The organism is Polaribacter pectinis (assembly GCF_014352875.1).
Classification (GTDB): domain Bacteria; phylum Bacteroidota; class Bacteroidia; order Flavobacteriales; family Flavobacteriaceae; genus Polaribacter; species Polaribacter pectinis.
The window spans coordinates 1,660,872-1,682,139 of the sequence record NZ_CP060695.1 but is presented as its reverse complement, the minus strand read 5'-3'; the positions used below and the strand labels follow the sequence as shown (position 1 = coordinate 1,682,139).

Here is a 21,268-nt window from a genome sequence, read left to right as displayed (position 1 = left end):
AAATGAAAACATTCATTACAATTATTTTTACTTTACTATTAGTTGGTTGCCCTAATAATGGCGAAGGAGGTTTTACTCCCATTTCTAAAGGAAATTTATTTGGAGCAGGAGAAGAAGGTTTTAAAAAAGAGAATATCATTATATCCTCTAAAGAGGACTGGAAGGTTTTTCTTACTAAAGTTGATAAAACAAACAAAGTATCTAAAACTTTCGAAAACGCAATTGATTTCAATAAAGAAAAGGTAATTGTAGTAATAGATAAAGTTAGAAATACAGGTGGTTTTTCTGTTGAGGTTACAGATGTAGTTAATGAAGAAGACCAAACTATAATTAAGGTTAAAACAACTGGGCCAAAACCCACTGATATGGTTGTAACAGCAATAATGCAATCGTATCATATCATAAAAATTAAAAAAACAAATAAGAAGATAAAATTTCTAGAGCTATAAAAGTTATGATTAAAAACGACTTATTTTTAAGAGCATTAAAAGGAGAAACTGTAGACAGACCACCAGTTTGGATGATGCGTCAAGCAGGAAGATATTTACCAGAATTTCAAGAAATTAAAAAGAAATACGATTTCTTTACACGTTGTCAAACTCCAGAATTAGCATCAGAAATTACGGTGCAGCCAATCAGAAGATATGGAATGGACGCTGCAATTTTGTTTTCAGATATTTTGGTAATTCCACAAGCCATGAATATTCATGTGGAAATGAAACCTAATTTTGGACCATATTTACCAAATCCAATTCGTACTCAAAAAGATTTAGATTCAGTAATTGTACCAGATATTCAAGACACTTTAGGGTATGTTATGGATGCTATTAAAGCAACCAAAGAAAAACTGAATGACGAAGTTCCATTAATTGGTTTTGCAGGTTCTCCTTGGACAATTTTATGTTATTGTGTGCAAGGTCAGGGTTCTAAAAACTTCGATAAAGCGAAGGAATTATGTTTTACAAATCCTGTGGTTGCACATAGTTTATTACAGAAAATTACTGACACTACAATTGCGTATTTAAAAGCAAAAGTTGAGGCTGGCGTAAATGCAGTTCAGGTTTTCGATTCTTGGGGAGGAATGTTGTCTCCAGTAGATTATCAAGAGTTTTCTTGGCAATATATTCAGCAAATAATAGATGCTTTAAAAGATGAAATTCCGGTAATTGCTTTCGGTAAAGGTTGTTGGTTTGCGTTAGATAAAATGGCGAAATCAGGAGCGTCTGCTTTGGGTGTAGATTGGACGTGTTCCGCAAGAAATGCACGTTATTTATCAGGTGGAAATATTACTTTACAAGGTAATTTCGACCCGACAAGATTATTTTCTCCACCATCAGAAATCAAGAAAATGGTCACTCAAATGATTAACGAATTTGGCAAAGATAAATACATTGTAAACCTTGGTCATGGAATTTTACCAAACATTCCTTTAGACAATGCAAAAGCGTTTATAGATGCTGTAAAAGAGTATAAAGCAAATTAAAATAATTGTATTTTGGGCGTTACCTAAAGGTCGCGCTTTCCATTATATCTTTTGCTGAAAAAGCAAAAGGATGCCATTTCAATCGCTAACGCACCTGTTTAGAAGCAAAAGTTATGAAAGATAAATTTTTCGCCTACATAGAAAATCTACAAGATAAAATTACTTCAAAATTAGAAGCAATAGATGGAAAAGCTAAATTCCAAGAAGATAATTGGAAAAGAGCAGAAGGTGGTGGAGGTAGAACTCGTGTCATAGAAAATGGTGCAATTTTCGAAAAAGGAGGCGTAAATATTTCCAAAGTATTTGGTGAATTACCAGAAGCATTAAGAAAACAATTCGGAGTAGAAGAAGGTAATTTTTTCGCTTGTGGATTGAGTTTGGTTTTGCATCCAATAAATCCTTTTGTACCAACTGTACACGCAAATTGGCGTTATTTCGAAATGTATAATTCAGCAGGAGAAATTGTAACCCAATGGTTTGGTGGTGGACAAGATTTAACACCTTATTATTTATTTGATGAAGATGCAACGCATTTTCATACGGTTTGTAAAACAGCTTGTGACAAGCATAATGCTGAATTTTACCCGAGATTTAAAGAAACTTGCGATAACTATTTTTGGAATTCACACAGAAACGAAGCACGTGGAATTGGAGGTTTATTTTTCGATTATTTAAAAGAAACTGAAGATTTTACCATAGAAGATAGATTCAATTTTGTAACAGAAGTTGGAAATAGTTTTTTAGAAAGCTATGTCCCAATTGTAGAAAAAAGAAAAGAAATTTCGTTTACAAGAGAACAAAAAGATTGGCAAGAAGTAAGAAGAGGTCGTTATGTAGAATTCAATTTAGTGCACGATAGGGGAACTTTATTTGGTCTAAAAACAAACGGAAGAATAGAAAGTATTCTAATGAGTTTACCACCAATTGTTCAATGGAAATACGATCATCATCCAGCTGAAAATTCCGAAGAAGAGAGACTTCTTAAAATTTTAGCTGAACCTAAAGATTGGGTTATTTAATATCAGGTTTTTTCAAATCTACAATTTTATTGTTCTTTTATTTTTTAACTCTCTTTGTAGATTCTTCTTTTCAAAATTCGTGATGAAAAATTGAATCATTTTTCTAAAACTGATATTTTAAATTGTTAATAACGTTGGAGTTAATCCATTTAAAATCAATTTTTTTTGTTGTTTTTCAAAAATAAAATTGATGTTTATAAAATCAATTTTAATAGAATTTTTTTTTTCTAAAAACACTTTTTAAATTTCTAGGATTGCTTTATTCTTTGTTTGGTAAAGGTTCTATAGGTTTTTTTGAGTTGGATCTATCATTTCAATAAACATTTTTTTAATAAGACTGATTAAATAGCGGGTTTCAATCAGTTATAAATTATATCAATTTTAAAAATTCACTTAATTAACAAATCTAAAACATACTTATTAACAAATTGTTAATAAGTGTCTTTTAAGCATTATTATCATGTTGTCGAAATTAGTAACTTTATAATATAAGATTAGTATTCAAAACTAATTTTATAAACAAGATCTAAAATTATAAAACGACAAAATGAAAAATTTACTAACTCCACTTTTACTTTTTTTATACAGTATAAATTTTGCGCAAACGCACAATAATGTTGATACTTACAAATTGAGTCAAGATTTTGGTAAAATTATTCAAGATTTATCTGACAACTATATTTATTTAGAAGACAAAAAAACAGATTTCGATTGTGTAAAGGAAAAATATTCTGAAATTATTCCTAAAGTTAAAACGAATCAAGAAAGAGTGCTTTTTTTCGAGTATCTATTAAACGAATTTTATGATAATAATTTACAGTTAAATACAACTACAAAATCATCTTTTCGTTTACACTCTCCGTTTTATATTAAATTAAAAGAAGGTAAGTTTTATGTTCAGAATATTTGGTATTCGCAGATAAAGGATTTTGGTAAAAATATTGTTGGCGCAGAGATTATAAACTTCAATAGTAAAGAGTTTAATAAAGTAATTGATAATTTTCCAACACAATGTGCCAATAAAAATTTACCAGAAGTTAGAGAATGGATTGCAAATAAAATTATTTCTGGTAGATTAAACGAAAAAAGAATACTGACTCTTAAATTAACAGATGATAGAAAAATTAGTTTAGATGTTGATAATATTAAGATAAAAGAAGATAAAAAGCTTTTATCCGTTGAAAAGAAAAATGGAATTGCTATTATTAAAATAAACAACTCTTTAGGAAACATAAAGTTAATAAGACAATTTGATAATGAATTGAATAATCTTTTAAACACAAAAGGTTTAATTTTAGACTTAAGAAATACTGTAAATGGAGAAAATGGTTATGTTGCAAGAGCAATTTTAAGTAGATTTATTCATAAAGAATTACCTTATCAAAAAAACATTTCTAAAGAAAAATATGGTAATTACCCAGAAATTATAAAAAGTAGATTAGAATATGTGAGCCCAAGAGGAACACAATATAAAAAACCAGTAGTAGTTCTAGTTGGAAGATGGACAGGTAATGCAGGTGAAGCTTTGGCAATTGGTTTAGATGGAATGGAAAGAGGGAAAATAGTAGGTACAGAAATGGCTAAATTAGCGGGTTCAGTAGTTAATTTTTCATTTAAAAATAGAAAGAAAGGCTACAGAATTTCTACGGATAAATTATACCATATAAATGGTTCTTTAAGAGAGGATTTTGTGCCAGAATTTAATCTTGCACAGCAAAGTACCTTAAGTGATGGTGTTTTGAATAAAGCTTTTGATTTATTTAAAAATAATAATAACTCTGATTTTGCGTCTAAAGTTATAACAGCAAATAACATTGTTGCTAAAACAGATAAATAGTTATCTTACTTATAACTAGAACTTTTTAATAATAGGTTAATGCAAGGTTAACACAACGCTTTTTTTATCAGAAAGAAAAAGGAATTCTTATTTTTGAAAATGCTCAAAAAAATTAGACTTCTTATAATTGCTTCAATTCTTGGTTTACTAGCACTCTCTTTAGTACAAGGTTACTTAATTAATAATACCTATAAATTAAAAAAAGACGTCTTTATTTCAGACACAAGAAAGTCTATTTCTCGTATAGACGATTTATCGCCAAGTTTAGACTCTGTAAACGATATTTGGCAAAATCATTTTCTAAACCTTGTAGCAGATTATTATGTAAAAAAGATTTCTAAAGAGCAAATTTTAGAAAAGCTCAATCGTAAAACAGACTCAATAAATGTTTATTATATTCAAAAATATCAAAAAGAAATTGCGACAAAAAACATTGGCTACAAATTAAAATTTCAGAAAAAAGTAAAAACAATCATTCTTTTAGATAGTCTTGGAGTTAAAAATGATACTATTTTCGAGTCGAAAACAAAACCATCTTTTCTTCTATTAGGCGAAAATTTCACTGAAGAAGAAGGCCATAGAGTTAGTAATTCTTTATGGATGACAGACCATAAGTTTCAAAGAAATATAAATGGAGAGGAAACGTCTATTAAATTCGATTTGCAATTCGAAACTCAAGATAGAATGAATATTGATGGTTGGGAAAACATCGTTCTAAGTAGAATGACGAGTTTACTTGCGCTGTCTATTTTTATCTTTTTATTCGTTTTTGGTTTGCTGTATTATTCTATAAAGAATTTAATTACTCAAAAGAAAATTGCAGACATTAAAACCGATTTTGTAAACAATATTACACATGAATTAAAAACACCTTTGGCAACTTTAACTTTAGCAACAAAAATGCTTCAAAAAGAAGAAATAAAAACACAGCCAATTATTATTGAAAGTACTATAAACACTATTGAAAGACAAAATATTCGTTTGCAAAAATTGATAGACCAAGTATTGAATAATTCTTTAGGTTACCAAGAAATTAAACTGAATAAAGAAGTTGTAAATACAAACGATTATTTGAATATGATTGTTGATGATTTTCAGCTTTCGTTAGATTCAAAAAGTATAAAGTTTAACAAAAATATATCAGTAAATAATGAAATTTTAATCGATAAATTTTACTTTACAACTGCTGTTTTAAACATTTTAGAAAACGCAGTTAAATATGGTAAAGAAGATTTAGAGATACATATTTCAGCAACAACAAAAGAGAATTTTACAATTTCAATTAAAGATAATGGAATTGGGATTCCAAAAAAACAACAACAATTTTTGTTTGATAAATTTTACAGGGTTGGTAATAAGGAAGTCCACAATGTTAAAGGATTAGGACTTGGTTTGTATTACACACATCAAATTATAAAAGCGCATAAAGGTGATGTTTTTGTTGAGAGTGAAGAAAATATTGGAACCACATTTACCATTCAAATTCCTTTAAAATAATGAGCACAAACAAACATATTTTATTAGCAGAAGATGATGCAGATTTTGGAAGCATTTTAAAACAGTATTTAGAAATGTCTGGCTTTTCTGTAGAATGGGCAAAAGATGGTGAAGAAGCTCTTGAAACCTTTCAAAAAAGTGACTTTAATATTTGTGTTTTAGATGTAATGATGCCAAAATTAGATGGATTTTCTTTGGCTGAAAAAATTATAGAAATCAATCCAGAAATTCCTTTTATTTTCTTGACTGCCAGAAAGATGAAAGAAGATAAACTAAAAGGATTAAAATTAGGCGCAGACGATTATATTGTAAAACCTTTTGAAGCAGATGAATTGGTTTTGCGTTTGAATAACATTCTAAAAAGAACCCAAAAATCATCAATAATAATTTCTAAAAATGAAATTCTTACAATTGGAAATTACCAATTCAATACCAAGAGATTAGAGTTAAAAATTAATGATAATATTCAACAACTAACAGAAAAAGAAGGAGAATTGATTCGTTTTTTATATCAACATAAAAATCAATTATTAAAAAGAGAAGAAATTCTAAAAGCTGTTTGGCAAAACGACGATTTCTTTACAGGTAGAAGTATGGATGTTTTTATCAGCAGAATTCGTAAATATTTTAAAGAAGACGCATCAATATCAATAGAAAGCACTCGTGGAATTGGTTTAGAGTTTAAGGTTAATGAAACTTAACCTAAAAGAAGTTAAAACTTCTTTTAGGTTTTTAGTTGAATTAATCCCTCTGAAAAGCGGGATCCCATAATTATACTTCATAATGAATTTAAAAAATAAAAAGTAACTTCTTAAAATTGTAAGTTGAATTAATCCCGTTTAAAAACGGGATCTTTTTTTTTTTTAATTTTCAAAATTTTATAATTAATCTATACTTACGTTAATGCAGTATATGTTTAACGTTAATCGAAGGTTAACGGCTTGTAATTCTTTGTTTTAAGTGTGTTTCAGATTTACATTTGTAGCATATTAATCTTAAACCTAATTATTATGAAAACTTTATTATTACCATTATTAATCGCATCGTTTTTAACATCAAGTCTATTTTCTCAATCTACTCCAAAAACTCCAAGCACTCCTTTAAAAGTTACTACAACAAGTAAAGGAACTTCCTATTCAATTACTTTTGATACAGATGATAAAGAAGATAATTCATCAGTTTCCATTAAAAGAAACGACAATATCTACAAGTTTACTGCAAGTTTTCATGAAAGTAAAACTGGGAGTATTAAAAAATTATTAGTAGACAAATTGGGTAATTCTAATTTAACAGTTTCTGGTGATACTTATAGGTGGATTAAAACTGAAAATGGAGATAAATTATACGATTGTAAATTAACTGATGATAGTTTAAAAATATATGTTGACAAGGAATACGCAAACTCTAAAGTTGTAGATATGATGGACGAATTTGGAGAAGTTTTAAAAGATGCTATTTCTGGAACAGATTCTAAAGAAGAAGCTAAAAAGATTGCAAAAAGTGAGTTAAAAAGTGCAGAAAGAGAATTAGCAAGAGCAAAAAGAGCGTTAGAAAAAGTAAAAAAGAGATTAGAAAGAAATAACTAAATTGTTATTATATATTTAAAATATTTGCTAAAAACTGAATTATATTTAATATAATTTGTTTTTAGCTTTTTTAAATTACGAATAATTTAAAGTATTCGATTTTTAAAATTATCTTTTTCATGATAATTTTAACGAAAAGTCTTTCATTTTTTAGTATTTTTGCAGTCTTAAAATTGATATAAATGGCAAGATTCGAATTAAAATTACCAAAGATGGGAGAAAGTGTTGCAGAAGCAACTATTACATCTTGGTTAAAAGAAGTTGGTGAAACAATAGAATTAGATGAAGCTATCGTAGAAATTGCGACAGATAAAGTAGATTCTGAAGTGCCATCTGAAGTAGAAGGAACTTTGGTAGAAATTTTATTTGAAAAAGATGAAGTTGTTGCAGTTGGTGCAACTATTGCAATTATAGAAACAGAAGGTGAGGATTCTACAACAGAAGAAACTCCAAAAGTTGAAACTCCTAAAGAAGTTGCAGCTGTAGAAAAAACAATTGAAAAAGCAAATGAAGTAGTTGCTACACCAATATCTAAAACTTCAGATTCTGGTAAATTTTATTCTCCTTTAGTTAGAAATATAGCTAAAACAGAAGGAGTTTCTATGGAAGAATTAGAAACAATAGCTGGTTCAGGAAAAGAAGGTAGAGTAACTAAAGAAGATATTTTAGCTTTTGTAGAAAATAGAACATCAGCTCCAAAAGCTGTTTCAACTCTGGTACAAGAAACTAAAGTTGAAAAACCAATTCAAAAAGAGGTTCAAAAAGCAGCGCCAGTTTCTGTAAATGGAGAAGATGAAATAATTGAAATGAGTAGAATGGGTAAATTGGTTGCCAAACATATGGTAAACTCTGTACAAACTTCTGCACATGTGCAATCCTTTATTGAAATTGATGTTACCAATATTGTAAAATGGAGAACAAAAGTTAAAGACGCTTTCTTTAAAAGAGAAGGAGAGAAGTTAACTTTTACGCCAATATTAATGCATGCAGTTGCAAATACTATAAAAAAATACCCACTAATTAATATTGCTGTAGATGGTGAAAACATCATTAAAAAGAAAAATATTAATTTAGGAATGGCTGCTGCTTTGCCAGATGGAAATTTAATTGTGCCTGTAATTAAAAATGCAGATCAGTTGAATTTAGTTGGCATGACAAAATCTGTAAATGATTTGGCTACAAGAGCAAGAAATAATGCTTTAAAACCAGATGATATTCAGGGAGGAACTTATACTGTAACAAATGTTGGTAGTTTTGGTTCTGTAATGGGAACTCCAATTATAAACCAGCCACAAGTTGCTATTTTAGCTTTAGGAGCCATTAGAAAAGTACCTGCAGTTATTGAAACTCCAGAAGGAGATTTTATAGGAATTAGACAGAAAATGTTTGTATCTCATTCTTACGATCACAGAGTTGTAAATGGTGCTTTAGGTGGAATGTTTATTAAAACGTTAAAAGAAACTTTAGAAGCTTGGGATTTAAATGCCGACTTTTAAAAAATTACATAAATTTATATTTAAAAAAAAGAGCTTGATTTTTCAAGCTCTTTTTTTTTAGTTTTCGCAAACGTTGTTGTATATGGCTTGTTGCGTGTTTCAGCAACTAAATTAGTAAACTAAAACGAACCAGAGGAAATTCTGAAGGAATTTCCAAGTAGGTGAGTACTAGCAATGAATTATACACGTTGTTGTCAGTAGTTTTTATTCGTTTTTCACTTTCTCTCCTTTTATTGGCGAATAATCTTTTTTTAATTGTCCATCCACAAATATTTCGGAAAAATAACTTTTCGCTCCAGTAGCTTTGTTCATATCCTCTACATTTTGAATGTGAAAATGCAAATGAGCCTCTGATGAGTTTCCTGAATTTCCACAAAGTCCTAATAATTCTCCTTGTTTTACGATCTGCCCTTGTTTAACAACAATAGAATTTTGTTTGAAATGTGCAAAAAATAAAAATTCATCATTTTCTGTTTTTAAAATGACCGTATTTCCAGGTACGTAAATTGGATTTAACTCTCCAGGAATATTGTCTTTAACTCCATCTACAGATAGAACTACTTCTGCATCGCAAGGCGCAATTAGTTCTTTTCCAAAAGCATAATAATCTTCGTTTGTTTTTCCATCTGTTTTAAAGGACTTTCCATTTTTGTCGGTAATAACAATGTCAAAAGCGTTCTTTTGAGCTTTATTTTCTACGTGATAATTCAGTTCTTTAGTGTTTCCACCCCAAAATACTGTCCATTCTTCTTTAAATGGTAAAATCAATTCAGTTGTGTTTCTTTCAAGTTTTGGTAGGTTACTTTCTTTAAACGGTTTAACAAATAAACCATTTATTTTAGAGTTTTTGTCAAGTGATAAGTTTATGGAAAAAAGTGCTCGTTCAAAATTAGTTTTGTAAGAAGCATAAGTTCCTTTTTCGTATTTTACAAATTCTCTTTTTTTAATTTTTCCAGCTTGAGTTTTAAGTCCATTCACAAAATCAGTTGTCTTTTCAATTGGTAAAAAAGACTTCATATCGGTTGAAAACAGATCAAAAACTTTTTGGTAATCATTAGAATTATAATACTCCTCAAATTCAGCCGAAATTCTTTTATAAGTTTCTTTTTCAGTCTGCCCGAAACTCAGTAATGGAATTAAAAATAATATAATAAAGTTTAAATTTTTCATTTCTGTTGGTTGTGTGTCAAATTACAGGCAACTTTAACACGAATATGCAACTTTTCAATGTTTTATATTCGAAGTTAGCGAAGTTAGTTTTTTTAAAGAAGAAAATCAATAAGTAAAAACAACCGCTTTTTTATTATAACACAAAAGTTAAACTTATTCTTCATGCTTTTTTTTGCCCTCTCAATAAATAATCATTAAATTTATTTTTCTGATTGAATTGAAAAAAAAGCTATGAAAAAAAGACTTGTCTTTGTATTATCTCTATTATTATCATTTGTTATTAACTCTCAAGAAAACAATAGTTTATTGTGGAAAATATCTGGAAACGGTTTAGAAAAAGACTCCTATTTATATGGTACAATGCATGTGAGCCAGAAAATTGCTTTTCATTTAGATGATGTTTTTTACGAGTCATTATTAAAAAGCGATTTTGTTGCTTTAGAATCCGATCCAAGTTTTTGGCTAGACAATATGTTTGAATCTAATACTTTGGCAAGAACATTTGGAGGTTTAAATTCTTATGGAAGAAATTTTTACACCAATTCTTTTAAATTAGATTCGCCAAAATTAGAACAATTAATGTTTTTCATCTCTCGTGAAGACATGTTAATGAATGGAATTCTATATAGAACTAATAACTACAGTCAGAATTTTCAAGAAGACACATATTTAGATATGTTTATTTACCAAACTGGAAAAAAATACGGTAAAAAAATATTTAGTTTAGAAGATTTAGAGCGCTCAAGAATTTTAGTGCAAAGAGCACAAGTAGACGCTATGAAAACCAAGCCAGATGTTTGGTTACAGAAAAAAATGAAGAAAGAAAACTATTTTTCTTTATTATCTAATTCTTATAGAGACAGAAATATTCAATTTATAGATTCTTTAAATAAAGGAATGTACAAAGAGAATTATTTAAAAAACATGCTCTATATCAGAAATGAAGAAATGGCTAATAACATAGATTCAATTGCAAGAAAAGGAAGTCTGTTTTCTGGAATTGGAGCAGCTCATTTAGCGGGCGAAAAAGGAGTTATTAGTATGTTAAGAAAAAAAGGCTATACAGTTACTCCTTATACATCTAAAGAATCTAAAGTTGCTAAAGATTCTAAAAGTAAAATAGAAAACAAGTTTTTAAAAATAGATTATAAGCAAGATTTTAGTTCAGATAAATTCTTTTCAGCAAAACTACCTAACAAGTTGTATGAACTAAATATGCTAAATAACACCATTTATTTGAGCCCAGATTTGGCAAATGGTTCTTATGTTGTAATTACAAGAATTAATACTTTTTCTTATTTGAAAAAAGATGAAAACTTCGAGAATAAATTTAACAAACTACTATATGAAAGTATTCCAGGTAAAATAATTTCAAAAAAAGAAATTGAAAGACAAGGTTTTAAAGGGCTAGATATTATTAATAAAACCAAGTCAGGAGACTACCAACGTTATCACTTGTTTTTTACTCCATTAGAAATTTTAATTTTTAAAATGACTGGTAAAAAAGAGTTTGTAAATGATTTCGGAAATGAGTTTTTTAATTCCATTCAACTAAAAGAAAAGGAAATAAAATTAGAAATCGTTAGCCCAAAAGTTGGAGGTTTTTCAGTAGAAGTACCTAATAACTTCACATTTACTAATACAGAGAATATTGGTAATAGGTTATTACAAGCATATGATGAACGTAATAATTATTATTTTGTAAAAGAGGTAGTTTTAAATGACGTTAATTATTTAGAAGAAGACGCTTTCGAATTAGAAAGAATTCATAATAGGTTTTATAAGGAATTAGATTCAGAACAAGAAAAAGGTTCTTTTGTAAAAGGTTCTAAACAACAAAGTTATGAGTCTTTTGGCAAGCTTACTAAAGAGAATACTTACTTACATTTAAAAACAATTACCAAAGGTGGTCATTATTTTTTGCTTGGTTTTGTTAGCGCAAATAAAGACAAACCAACTGCATTTTTTAAATCATTTAAGGTGAATGATTTTAAATATAAAGAAGAAGATTTTACAATTAAAAAAGATACTTCATTATATTTTTCTGTAAAAACAAATGTAAAGCCAGAGTATGTTAATAATTTTAATCGAGCTAAAAAAGACGATAAAGATTATCAAGGCTTTTTTAGGTCTAAAACATATAAAAGTAAAACTAATGAAGAAATTTATGTTCAACTTAAAAAAGAACATGATTTAGTGAGCTATGCAAATTTAGACTCATTATCTAGTACACTTATTAAGAGAGAAAAAAGAAATTTTGTAACACCTTACTTTACAAATTCTAATTTTGAAAAGTTGAATAATCTTACTGAAAAAAGTAGAACTTATATTGCTAATTCAAGTTATGGTAAAGACCAAAATAATTTCAACTTTATTAAATATGATATTAAGGATTCTTTAAGCAGCAAAGTTGTAAAAGTGAAAAATATAATTTCTAACGGAGCAATTTATGAGTTAAAAACTTTAGTAGATACGACTTATGCCACTAGCAAATTTATAGAGGAATTTTACAGGACATTTGTACCAAAAGATACTATAATTGGTAAGCCTCTTTTTGTTTCTAAAACAGCTACATTTTTTAAATTGTTAAAAGAAAAAGATAGTATAGCTTTAGACGGTTATAGTTCTGTAAACTTTAATAAAAGTGATACAGATAAACTAATAGATGTTATTAATAATAGTGATTTTGATGATGATCAATTGAATATTAAAAGATATTTAATTAGAGAATTAGCGAATAATAAAAGTGATAAAATTGATGCTTACTTAAAAGAATTGTACATAAACTCTTACGATAATCCTCAATACCAAATTATTGTTTTTAATTATTTTGCAAAACAGAAAACTAAAAAATCTATTGAAACATTATTAGAATTATTAGAAGTAGATATTCCACTTTCTAATAATAATTTCGACATAACAAATATGTTTTTTAGTTTAGAAAATTCGTTATCAGAATCTAAAAAGTTATACCCAGACTTTTTAAATTATGCAACCATTACTGAATATAAAAAGCCAATTTATAGTCTGCTAGCTAAGTTGGTAGAAAAGAAAATGATAAAACCAAAAGTATATAAATCTTATAGAAAACAAATTTTAAACGAAGCTAAAATAGAACTAAAGAGGCAATTAGGTAAAAAAGAACAAGAAGAAAGTGGTATTAGTTATAACCGTTATAATAACAAATCTTCTGAAGATGATTTACTAAATTCTTTTGTTAAAATTTTATACCCATTTAGAAAAGATAAAGGAACAAATGAGTTTTTATCAAAAATAAAAAGGACTAATAACATTTATGCAAATACCAATTATTTGATGCTTCAAATAAAAAATAACGAAAATTTTGATAGAGAACTATTTTCATCAACTGAAAAAAGTTTAAATAGTAGTGGTTTATTGTATAAGAAATTAGAAAAAATTAATAAGCAAAACCTTTTTTCTAAAGAATTTAAAACAAAAGATAATATTTACAAATCATTATTGTTTGGTTACAATAATTCGCAAAAAATTAAAGACAGTATTGTTTTTGTTGAAGTTAGAAAATTTGAGTTTTTATCAAAAAAATATGAAGCATATTTCTTTAAATCAAAACCAGAGAAAAACGACAATTCATATAGGGCAGAGGAGTGGAAGCTAAACGTTATTGTTTTTAAAGATATAAATAACCTTATTTCTACAAAGCCAGTTTATATTCAAAAGAATGAAAATATCGATGAAACAAAACCTATTAAAGAAGTTATCGATCAAAATCTAGAGAAAATTCTATTGAATAATAGGAAAAGGGTAGATGTTAGTGAAGCTAATTTTAGAGGAGGAATATTTTGATTTTCATATAAGGATGAATACTATTTTTTTCTTCGGTAAAACCACCAGTTCATATCTCTAGAAACTTTAAAACCTAACTTTTTATAAAGTGGTATTGCCTTGTTTCCTTTATTAGTGTGCAGAATAGGAAGTTTTTTTTCTTTTAAAATTTCTTTTGTAGTATGGGTAATTAATTGTTTTGCTAATCCTTTTCCTGTGTAATCTGGATGTGTAACAACACCGCTAATTTCTATAAATTCATCAGTTTGCATTCGCTGACCTGTAATGGCAACTAATTTTCCATTTTTAAAAATGCCAAAATACAAACCCATTTCAAAACCTCTTTTTCTGTAAAAACCAGGCATTACCAACCATATTAAATCATAAATTTCATCAATATATTCTTTTGTAAGTGGTACAATTGTTTCAGTAATTTCAACTTCAATTAGATTTTCTAAAACCATCTGGCAGCCATTTATTTTCTTATCCAAGACAACAAAATTATTATCAATTTCTGGTGATTGGTTTTCTGAAACTAAAAAGAAGTTTTCAACTAATTCAGAATATGTACTTAAAGCTTTTGCAGTTTTTTTAGTGTCAAAAAAAGCCCCAAAATTACAGATGTTAGGGTCGTAAAACTGAACTCCATTATATTCAATAAGAAACTTTTTGTGTGTTTCATTTAAGGAATACCAAACTGGGTTTTTTAATTTGTCTTCTAAAGTTACCATCTAATTTTAAAAATAAAAAAAAACCAGCGAATTTCGCTGGTTTTATAAAGTATATTTAAAAGAAAACTATGCTAACATTGTAACAGGGTTTTCTATAAATGTTTTTAAGGTTTGTAAGAATTGAGCACCAACAGCACCATCAACAGTTCTGTGATCGCAAGTTAATGTTAAATTCATAGTATTTCCTACAACAATTTGTCCGTTTTTAACAACTGGTTTTTCAACAATTGCACCAACAGATAAAATTGCAGAATTTGGTTGATTGATAATCGACGTAAAGTTATCGATACCAAACATTCCTAAATTAGAAACGGTAAAAGTACTTCCTTGCATTTCTGCAGGCGTAATTTTCTTATGCCTTGCTTTTCCTGCTAAATCTCTAACAGTTGCACCAATTTGAGTTAAACTCATTTGGTTTGTATGTTTTATAACAGGTACTAATAAACCTTCATCTACAGCAACAGCAACACCAACATGAATATGACTGTGGTATATTGTATTATTATCTGTCCAAGAAGTATTTACTTGAGGGTGTTTCTGTAAAGCCATTGCACAAGCTTTTACAACCATATCATTAAAAGATACTTTTGTATCTGGTATTGCATTGATTGTTTTTCTTGAAGCCATTGCATTGTCCATATCAACTTCAATGTTTAAACTGAAGTCTGGTGCAGTAAATTTAGAGTTTCCTAAAGATTTCGCAATTGCTTTACGCATTTGCGAGTTTTTAACTTCTTCCGATTTTTCTTCTCCTGTAACAGAGAATGATGGAGTTGCAGCACTAGATGCTGGAGAAGGAGTTTCAACAGAAACTGTAGCTGTTGGAGTATAATTCTCTACATCTTTTTTAATAATTCTTCCGTTTTCACCAGAACCAGAAACATCTGCTAAATTAATTCCTTTATCAGAAGCAATTTTCTTTGCCAATGGAGACGCAAAAATACGTCCGCCAGAATTATTTGTAGTTGTATTAGAAGTTGAAGCTTTAGCTTCTTCTTTTTTATCAGAAGATTTTTCTTCTTTCTTTTCAGGTTTAGCTTCAGATTTTTTGTCAGAAGTGCTACTTGCAGAAGCACCACCACTTTTTACAATTTCAGAAACATCAGTTCCAGCAGGTCCAATAATGGTAAGTAAGCTGTCTACAGGAGCAGTTTCTCCTTCTTGCACACCAATGTAAAGAATGGTTCCTTCGTAGAAACATTCGAATTCCATTGTTGCTTTGTCTGTTTCAATTTCAGCTAAAATATCACCTTCTTCAACAGAATCACCTTCTTTTTTTAACCAAGTTGCAACAGTACCATCCGTCATTGTATCACTTAAACGTGGCATCGTAATTACATTAACTCCGTCAGGAATTTCTGCTGATTCATCAGAGCTTTCTTCAGAAGAATTTTCTTCGTTAGAATCTTCACTTTCGTTTTCTTTAGAATTTTCTTTTTCATCAGAAGAACCACCAGATAAAAGGTCAGAAATATCTTCACCTTCTTCACCAATAATTGCTAACAATTTATCAACAGGAGAAGTTTCTCCTTCTTGTACACCAATGTGTAATAAAACACCTTCGTGAAAAGATTCGAATTCCATTGTAGCTTTATCGGTTTCGATTTCTGCTAAAATATCACCTTCTTCAATTTTATCTCCAACTTTCTTTAACCATTGCGCTACAACACCCTCTTCCATGGTGTCACTTAAACGCGGCATATTTACAACTGTAGCCATATTTTAACTTATAAAAGGATAATCTTCTTGTTCATAAACCATATCATACATTTGTTGAGTTTCTGGAAATGGAGATTCTTCTGCGAATTTCTCACATTCTAATACCATTTTCTTAACCTCTTTATCAATTGCAGTAATTTCTTCTTCAGTAGCATAGTTTTTCTCTAAAATAACATCCTTTACTTGTGTAATAGGATCTATTTTTTTATATTCTTCTACTTCGTCTTTAGTTCTATAATGTTGTGCATCAGACATTGAGTGACCTCTATATCTGTATGTTTTCATTTCTAAAAATGTAGGTCCATCTCCACGTCTTGCTCTTTGAATCGCTTCATCTACAGCTTCTGCAACTTTAATAGGATTCATTGCATCTACAGGTCCACAAGGCATTTCATAACCTAAACCTAATTTCCAAATATCTTCATGATTTGCAGTTCTACCAACTGAAGTTCCCATTGCGTATCCATTGTTTTCTACAATAAAAACTACAGGTAATTTCCATAACATAGCCATATTAAAAGCTTCATGTAAAGAACCTTGTCTTGCAGCACCATCACCAAAACAGGTTAAAGTGACAGCATCACTTCCTTTATATTTATCAGCAAAAGCAAGTCCTGCACCTAAAGGTATTTGTCCACCAACGATTCCATGACCTCCATAAAAACGAAATTCTTTAGAGAAAATATGCATAGAACCACCCATTCCTTTAGATGTTCCTGTTACTTTTCCAAATAATTCTGCCATTACCTTTTTAGGATCTTCTCCCATTCCAATTGGCTGTACATGATTTCTGTAAGCAGTAATCATTTTATCTTTAGACAAGTCCATTGCATGCAATGCACCAGCTAAAATTGCTTCTTGACCATTGTATAAGTGAAGAAATCCTCTTACTTTTTGTTGAATGTAAACTGAAGCTAACTTATCTTCGAACTTACGCCAAAAAAGCATGTCTTTGTACCAATCTAAATAGGTTTGTTTGGTGATTTTTTTCATTCTAAATGAATTATTTTTTGTTTAATCGTTTAAGCAGACGTTATATTATCTGAAATACAAAAATAGCAGTTTTATATAGAATAAAAAAACATCATTTTTCGATTTAACTCAAACGTTTTCGTAAACGTGTTATTTGTCTTTTGCGATGACTAATGTTGCTTTAGCGCCCGTTGCTAAATTCCATTCGTTTGAGGAGATTAACATGCCTGCGTCATTATATACTTTAAATGCAGCTGTATTTGGCCCAGAAGTGCCTTGGTTAAGTGCTTTAAAAGCAATTTTATTAATACCTACTTCTAGAGGGATAGAAAATTTTTGATAGCGTTGTTCCAAAATAATATTTACAACTACAGGGATATCATTCACATAAATGGTAACTCTATCTCCATCAGGGTATTGAAAATCTCTACAAATAATGTTAACGCTTTTAGAGTCTGTTCTAAAACTTCCTAAATCTTGATCTATTACCGGGTAAATGTATTGTCCGTTTACTTTTTTAAATGCTTTTAAAAAACGTTCTTCACTTATTTTTGCTTCAGATTTAATGCCTTTATTATTTAAGTTTTCTTCTTCTTGCTTCTTTTTTAACTTTTTCTGTTCTTCATCATAAGCTTTTTTAAAGCCATTTGTTCCGTCTAATTCTATAGAACTTGGTTTTTTAACTTCTTTAGAGTTTTTTAAAACAATAGCTTTCGTTTTTCCTTTTTCTTTATTGTTGGTATTATTATCTAACTGCGCAGACATTTGTTTTGTGCACAAAAGACAAAATGTTAAGAGGAAAAATTTATTTAGTTGCTTCATTTTTTTTCTTGGTTTCTAGCAATTTATAATACAAATATAATGCCGATTTTTACTGAAGCCGTTTAGAAATTGTTAAAACTTATTATTCAATAGGAAAATTAAAATAAGTTTTAGGAAACGGCTCATTATTTAAAGTAAAATGCCACCATTCATTGTCATAAGGACGGAACCCGTTTGCTAGCATAATTTTACGTAAATAAAAACGATTTTCTTTTTGTTTTTTTGATATATCACTAAAATACGGATGTGATTGTTCGCCAAAAAAATCATAAGGACTTCCCATATCTAATTCTTTGCCAGTTTTTAAGTCTATAATAGTTAAATCTACTGTGCTACCTCTTGTGTGACCAGATTTTGAAGCTATATAACCAAGATTAAATAATTGTGATTTCGGAATTTTTGGATAGTATTCCTTTTTCATTAGAGTATCATTCAAAACTTTTGCCCATTTCACAAAATGATTAACAGCTTGTTGAGGTCTGTAAGCATCAAATATTTTTAAACTTAAGTTTTTTTTGATTAAAATTTTTTGAATTTTCTCTAATTTTTTAGCAGTTTCTAAAGTTACAATTACACAGTTATTGTTGTAACCATCAATTGGTTTACCTATAAAATTGTTGTTTGAAAAATAACGTAATTCAGATTTAATAGTAGCATCAATATTAGATAAATACACAAAACCTTTTGGAAGTTGTGCACTTAATGTTGAAAAACATACAAAAATAAAAAGCAATACTATTTTTTTAATCATCTTTCAAAAATAAGAATTTTGATTTTAATAAATAGAACTATATCTCGCCAAGAAATATTGGTAAATCCCGTAGCACAAAAAACCTAAAGACATAATTCCCATTAAAATATTTCCCCACGTAAATGTTTGTAAGAAATTAAAAACACCTTCAAGTCCTCTAACTGCATGGGTTTGATTATTATTTAAAGCCGTAAAAACAAAAAAAGCGAATATTAAAAAAGAAATTCCACGAGCTATAAAGCCAAAATAGCCAACTTTTTCTAACATTTTTTTAGATTCAATTTTAGAAGAAATTTTTATGTCATCTAAAAAGCTTTTTGTGTAACCTTTATAAATTTGATAAATACCAACAGCAGCTAAAATTACGGCAACTATGTACAAAATTATAACTCCTCCATTTGAAGACATTAGATTTTGTGTAACAGATTGTTTCGTATTTGAATTTGAGCTTAAACTAAATACTTTTAAAATTATAGAAGTAGAAAAGAAACCATAAATTAAACCACTAAAAAAGTATCCAATTCTCTTTAATATTCCAGCTTTATCTGTTCCTTCTTTTTTGCCGTCTAAAAAAGCTGAATAAAATTTCCAAAAACTATAAGCATAGAGACCTAGAGATAAAATAATTAGCAAAATAGCACCAAATAATTGTTCTTGTAAAAAAGTTATAACTTCATTTTTTCCAGAGATTTTTCCCCCAAAATTGATTGCAGCTAAAAAAGTTAATACACCAATAAGTGAATAAACAATACCTTTTGTAATAATGCCAGTTTTTCTAACGAATTTTATCATGATGTTAATTTCAATTCAAAAGTAATAGAAGAACGCTTTTATTTTTAATGCTATTACACTTAATGTTAATTCATTTAAAATTAATAACTAATTTTGCAATGAATTATGGAACAACTAACACTTACTACACCTGCGCTTTTATTTTCTGCAATTTCTTTAATTATGCTTGCATATACAAACCGATTTTTAGCCTATGCATCTGTAATTAGAAACTTACATGATAAATATTTAAAAGAACATGACGACTCTTTATTAAGACAAATAAAGAATTTAAAACTCCGTTTAAATTTAACAAGATGGATGCAGATTTTTGGTATTACAAGTCTGTTATTTTGTGTTTTAACAATGTTCTTGATTTATGTAAATCAACAAATGATAGCAGTTTATATTTTTGGATCTGCGCTTATTTTATTAATTATTTCTTTGGCACTTTTAATTAGAGAAATTCAAATTTCTGCGGAAGCATTAAAACATCATATTGCAGATATTGAAGAACATTTACAGAATAAGAAATAAAATATTATTCTTTTGCACCGTGGCTTTTAGCAGTTTCAATCCAATGTTCTGCAATCCCTTTTGTATCTGCACCTAAACCTTTTGCCAAATGTAACGCCACACCAATCATTAAAACTGAAGCTTCATGAAGTTCTTGTAGTGTTTGTATACTCCCAAAACTTTCTTGGGCTTTTAATAATAGTAAATCATTGTGTTTTTTTGCAAACGTTACTGGGTTTTCTGTTTCTATAGTTATTTCTGGTAGCATTAAACTATCTAGCCAATCTTTGCCAATTCTTTGTGCTAATTCTTCTGGAAGTTCATTTCCAATTTCCTTCCAAATTTTTAGTGTTTTGGTATCTCCAGATGCAGATAATCCTGAATCTAAAAGTAATTCAAAAGCAATATCTGCAATATTTTGCATAATTATTAAATATTCGTCTTGCGCTTTTTCGAATAAATCTGCTTCTTGTCCTTTAAGATAATCGCCAACACTTAATTTTGGTAGTTTTAATACTTCAGAGCAATCATTTAAACAAGGAAATGTATTTCCTTCGTAAATATATTGTGTTTCATTAAATTGTATTTGTCGACCTAAAGGGTACAAACGACAAGCTAATGGGCGACCAAGATGAACACTGCAACCAACTCCATCTATATATTGGCTACATGCTTTTTGCCCTTTTTTATCTTCTTTTCCGTCAAAACGTAATCGAATTCCTCCAAATTCACTATAAAGATCTCGAAACTCTCTAGGTGTAACTTTTTTCTCTTTACTAAAGCACAATAATTCCCAAGGATTTAACATTACAGCTTTGCCAAAACAGCATGTTCCAGATCTAGAGCAGGTAAGTGGTAATATACTTTTGGAAGTTAATTTAGTTGTTTGCATTTAATTTACCCTCGACAGTTAATAATTAAAAAAAATCCCTGTAAAATTTAGCGAAATATACTTAAAAATGAAGTTTAAAAAATATAAAAAGTAAGAATTAATTAAACTCTATAAAAAAGTAAGCGCCGTTTTTTACAAAACGACGTCTTACCAAGTAAACTAATAAAACCAAGTATTAGTAACATTATTAGAAGTTAGCTTT

18 protein-coding genes are annotated in these 21,268 nt (G+C 28.8%); 10 read left to right on the top strand and 8 right to left on the bottom strand.

Annotated elements, in window-relative coordinates; genetic code table 11:
- The first annotated feature begins 2 nt into the window (after positions 1–2).
- The 8 genes from H9W90_RS07640 (at position 3) to H9W90_RS07605 (ending at position 8,918) form a co-directional block, all read left to right on the top strand.
- On the top strand, positions 3–449 hold the full coding sequence (locus H9W90_RS07640; protein ID WP_187483845.1) for a protease complex subunit PrcB family protein: 447 nt from the start codon (positions 3–5) through the stop codon (positions 447–449).
- A gap of 5 nt (positions 450–454) precedes the next feature.
- On the top strand, positions 455–1,483 hold the full coding sequence (hemE, locus tag H9W90_RS07635; RefSeq protein WP_187483844.1) for a uroporphyrinogen decarboxylase: 1,029 nt from the start codon (positions 455–457) through the stop codon (positions 1,481–1,483).
- A gap of 113 nt (positions 1,484–1,596) precedes the next feature.
- A complete protein-coding gene (gene hemF, locus H9W90_RS07630; protein WP_187483843.1) occupies positions 1,597–2,502 on the top strand; it encodes an oxygen-dependent coproporphyrinogen oxidase in 906 nt (301 codons plus the stop codon).
- Between the two features lie 547 nt (positions 2,503–3,049).
- Positions 3,050–4,339 (top strand): S41 family peptidase, encoded by a 1,290-nt coding sequence (locus H9W90_RS07625; RefSeq protein ID WP_187483842.1) that lies wholly within the window; start codon positions 3,050–3,052, stop codon positions 4,337–4,339.
- Between the two features lie 99 nt (positions 4,340–4,438).
- On the top strand, positions 4,439–5,836 hold the full coding sequence (locus tag H9W90_RS07620) for a sensor histidine kinase (protein ID WP_187483841.1): 1,398 nt from the start codon (positions 4,439–4,441) through the stop codon (positions 5,834–5,836).
- Positions 5,836–6,537 (top strand): response regulator transcription factor, encoded by a 702-nt coding sequence (locus H9W90_RS07615; protein WP_187483840.1) that lies wholly within the window; start codon positions 5,836–5,838, stop codon positions 6,535–6,537. Before H9W90_RS07620 ends, H9W90_RS07615 begins: the two co-directional genes overlap by 1 nt.
- Positions 6,538–6,846: 309 nt before the next feature.
- The gene (locus H9W90_RS07610; protein WP_187483839.1) at positions 6,847–7,422 is read left to right on the top strand and encodes a hypothetical protein; all 576 of its coding nucleotides are present in this window, start codon (positions 6,847–6,849) and stop codon (positions 7,420–7,422) included.
- A 182-nt stretch (positions 7,423–7,604) separates the two neighbouring features.
- Positions 7,605–8,918, top strand: coding sequence for a dihydrolipoamide acetyltransferase family protein (locus H9W90_RS07605; protein ID WP_187483838.1), 1,314 nt, complete (start codon positions 7,605–7,607; stop codon positions 8,916–8,918).
- Between the two features lie 204 nt (positions 8,919–9,122).
- Here the strand turns inward: H9W90_RS07605 and H9W90_RS07600 are convergent, their stop codons facing one another.
- Positions 9,123–10,088, bottom strand: coding sequence for a DUF3887 domain-containing protein (locus H9W90_RS07600; RefSeq protein WP_187483837.1), 966 nt, complete (start codon positions 10,086–10,088; stop codon positions 9,123–9,125).
- A 231-nt stretch (positions 10,089–10,319) separates the two neighbouring features.
- Between H9W90_RS07600 and H9W90_RS07595 the strand changes: the two genes are divergently transcribed.
- Positions 10,320–13,913 carry a TraB/GumN family protein gene (locus H9W90_RS07595; RefSeq protein ID WP_187483836.1) on the top strand — a complete coding sequence of 1,198 codons (3,594 nt, stop codon included), beginning with the start codon at positions 10,320–10,322 and terminating at the stop codon, positions 13,911–13,913.
- 20 nt (positions 13,914–13,933) lie between these two features.
- Here H9W90_RS07595 and H9W90_RS07590 read toward each other — a convergent pair whose 3' ends face one another.
- From H9W90_RS07590 to H9W90_RS07565, 6 genes are all read right to left on the bottom strand, one after another.
- Entirely contained in the window at positions 13,934–14,623 is a 690-nt protein-coding gene (locus tag H9W90_RS07590) for a GNAT family N-acetyltransferase (RefSeq protein WP_187483835.1), read from the bottom strand.
- A 66-nt stretch (positions 14,624–14,689) separates the two neighbouring features.
- Positions 14,690–16,342, bottom strand: a complete 1,653-nt coding sequence (locus H9W90_RS07585; RefSeq protein WP_187483834.1) for a pyruvate dehydrogenase complex dihydrolipoamide acetyltransferase — start codon at positions 16,340–16,342, stop codon at positions 14,690–14,692.
- A gap of 3 nt (positions 16,343–16,345) precedes the next feature.
- Positions 16,346–17,335: a pyruvate dehydrogenase (acetyl-transferring) E1 component subunit alpha gene (gene pdhA / locus H9W90_RS07580; protein ID WP_187483833.1), complete on the bottom strand. Its 990-nt coding sequence runs from the start codon at positions 17,333–17,335 to the stop codon at positions 16,346–16,348.
- A 129-nt stretch (positions 17,336–17,464) separates the two neighbouring features.
- A complete protein-coding gene (locus tag H9W90_RS07575; protein WP_187483832.1) occupies positions 17,465–18,079 on the bottom strand; it encodes a hypothetical protein in 615 nt (204 codons plus the stop codon).
- Positions 18,080–18,218: 139 nt separating this feature from the next.
- Positions 18,219–18,887 (bottom strand): M15 family metallopeptidase, encoded by a 669-nt coding sequence (locus tag H9W90_RS07570; protein WP_187483831.1) that lies wholly within the window; start codon positions 18,885–18,887, stop codon positions 18,219–18,221.
- A 24-nt stretch (positions 18,888–18,911) separates the two neighbouring features.
- Positions 18,912–19,679: a DUF1206 domain-containing protein gene (locus H9W90_RS07565; protein ID WP_187483830.1), complete on the bottom strand. Its 768-nt coding sequence runs from the start codon at positions 19,677–19,679 to the stop codon at positions 18,912–18,914.
- 105 nt (positions 19,680–19,784) lie between these two features.
- Here H9W90_RS07565 and H9W90_RS07560 point away from each other — a divergent pair, with 105 nt between their 5' ends.
- Positions 19,785–20,195 (top strand): DUF2721 domain-containing protein, encoded by a 411-nt coding sequence (locus H9W90_RS07560; protein WP_187483829.1) that lies wholly within the window; start codon positions 19,785–19,787, stop codon positions 20,193–20,195.
- Positions 20,196–20,199: 4 nt separating this feature from the next.
- Here H9W90_RS07560 and H9W90_RS07555 read toward each other — a convergent pair whose 3' ends face one another.
- Positions 20,200–21,066, bottom strand: a complete 867-nt coding sequence (locus tag H9W90_RS07555) for a YkgJ family cysteine cluster protein (RefSeq protein ID WP_187483828.1) — start codon at positions 21,064–21,066, stop codon at positions 20,200–20,202.
- Positions 21,067–21,268: the final 202 nt, after the last annotated feature.

Coding starts and splice junctions, on each gene's coding strand:
- H9W90_RS07570 (WP_187483831.1), bottom strand. CDS start 18,887: ATGATTAAAAAAATAGTATTGCTTTTTATTTTTGTATGTTTTTCAACA.
- H9W90_RS07640 (WP_187483845.1), top strand. CDS start 3: ATGAAAACATTCATTACAATTATTTTTACTTTACTATTAGTTGGTTGC.
- H9W90_RS07615 (WP_187483840.1), top strand. CDS start 5,836: ATGAGCACAAACAAACATATTTTATTAGCAGAAGATGATGCAGATTTT.
- H9W90_RS07560 (WP_187483829.1), top strand. CDS start 19,785: ATGGAACAACTAACACTTACTACACCTGCGCTTTTATTTTCTGCAATT.
- H9W90_RS07555 (WP_187483828.1), bottom strand. CDS start 21,066: ATGCAAACAACTAAATTAACTTCCAAAAGTATATTACCACTTACCTGC.
- H9W90_RS07610 (WP_187483839.1), top strand. CDS start 6,847: ATGAAAACTTTATTATTACCATTATTAATCGCATCGTTTTTAACATCA.
- H9W90_RS07620 (WP_187483841.1), top strand. CDS start 4,439: ATGCTCAAAAAAATTAGACTTCTTATAATTGCTTCAATTCTTGGTTTA.
- H9W90_RS07595 (WP_187483836.1), top strand. CDS start 10,320: ATGAAAAAAAGACTTGTCTTTGTATTATCTCTATTATTATCATTTGTT.
- H9W90_RS07575 (WP_187483832.1), bottom strand. CDS start 18,079: ATGTCTGCGCAGTTAGATAATAATACCAACAATAAAGAAAAAGGAAAA.
- hemE (WP_187483844.1), top strand. CDS start 455: ATGATTAAAAACGACTTATTTTTAAGAGCATTAAAAGGAGAAACTGTA.
- H9W90_RS07600 (WP_187483837.1), bottom strand. CDS start 10,088: ATGAAAAATTTAAACTTTATTATATTATTTTTAATTCCATTACTGAGT.
- pdhA (WP_187483833.1), bottom strand. CDS start 17,335: ATGAAAAAAATCACCAAACAAACCTATTTAGATTGGTACAAAGACATG.
- H9W90_RS07590 (WP_187483835.1), bottom strand. CDS start 14,623: ATGGTAACTTTAGAAGACAAATTAAAAAACCCAGTTTGGTATTCCTTA.
- H9W90_RS07585 (WP_187483834.1), bottom strand. CDS start 16,342: ATGGCTACAGTTGTAAATATGCCGCGTTTAAGTGACACCATGGAAGAG.
- H9W90_RS07605 (WP_187483838.1), top strand. CDS start 7,605: ATGGCAAGATTCGAATTAAAATTACCAAAGATGGGAGAAAGTGTTGCA.
- H9W90_RS07625 (WP_187483842.1), top strand. CDS start 3,050: ATGAAAAATTTACTAACTCCACTTTTACTTTTTTTATACAGTATAAAT.
- H9W90_RS07565 (WP_187483830.1), bottom strand. CDS start 19,679: ATGATAAAATTCGTTAGAAAAACTGGCATTATTACAAAAGGTATTGTT.
- hemF (WP_187483843.1), top strand. CDS start 1,597: ATGAAAGATAAATTTTTCGCCTACATAGAAAATCTACAAGATAAAATT.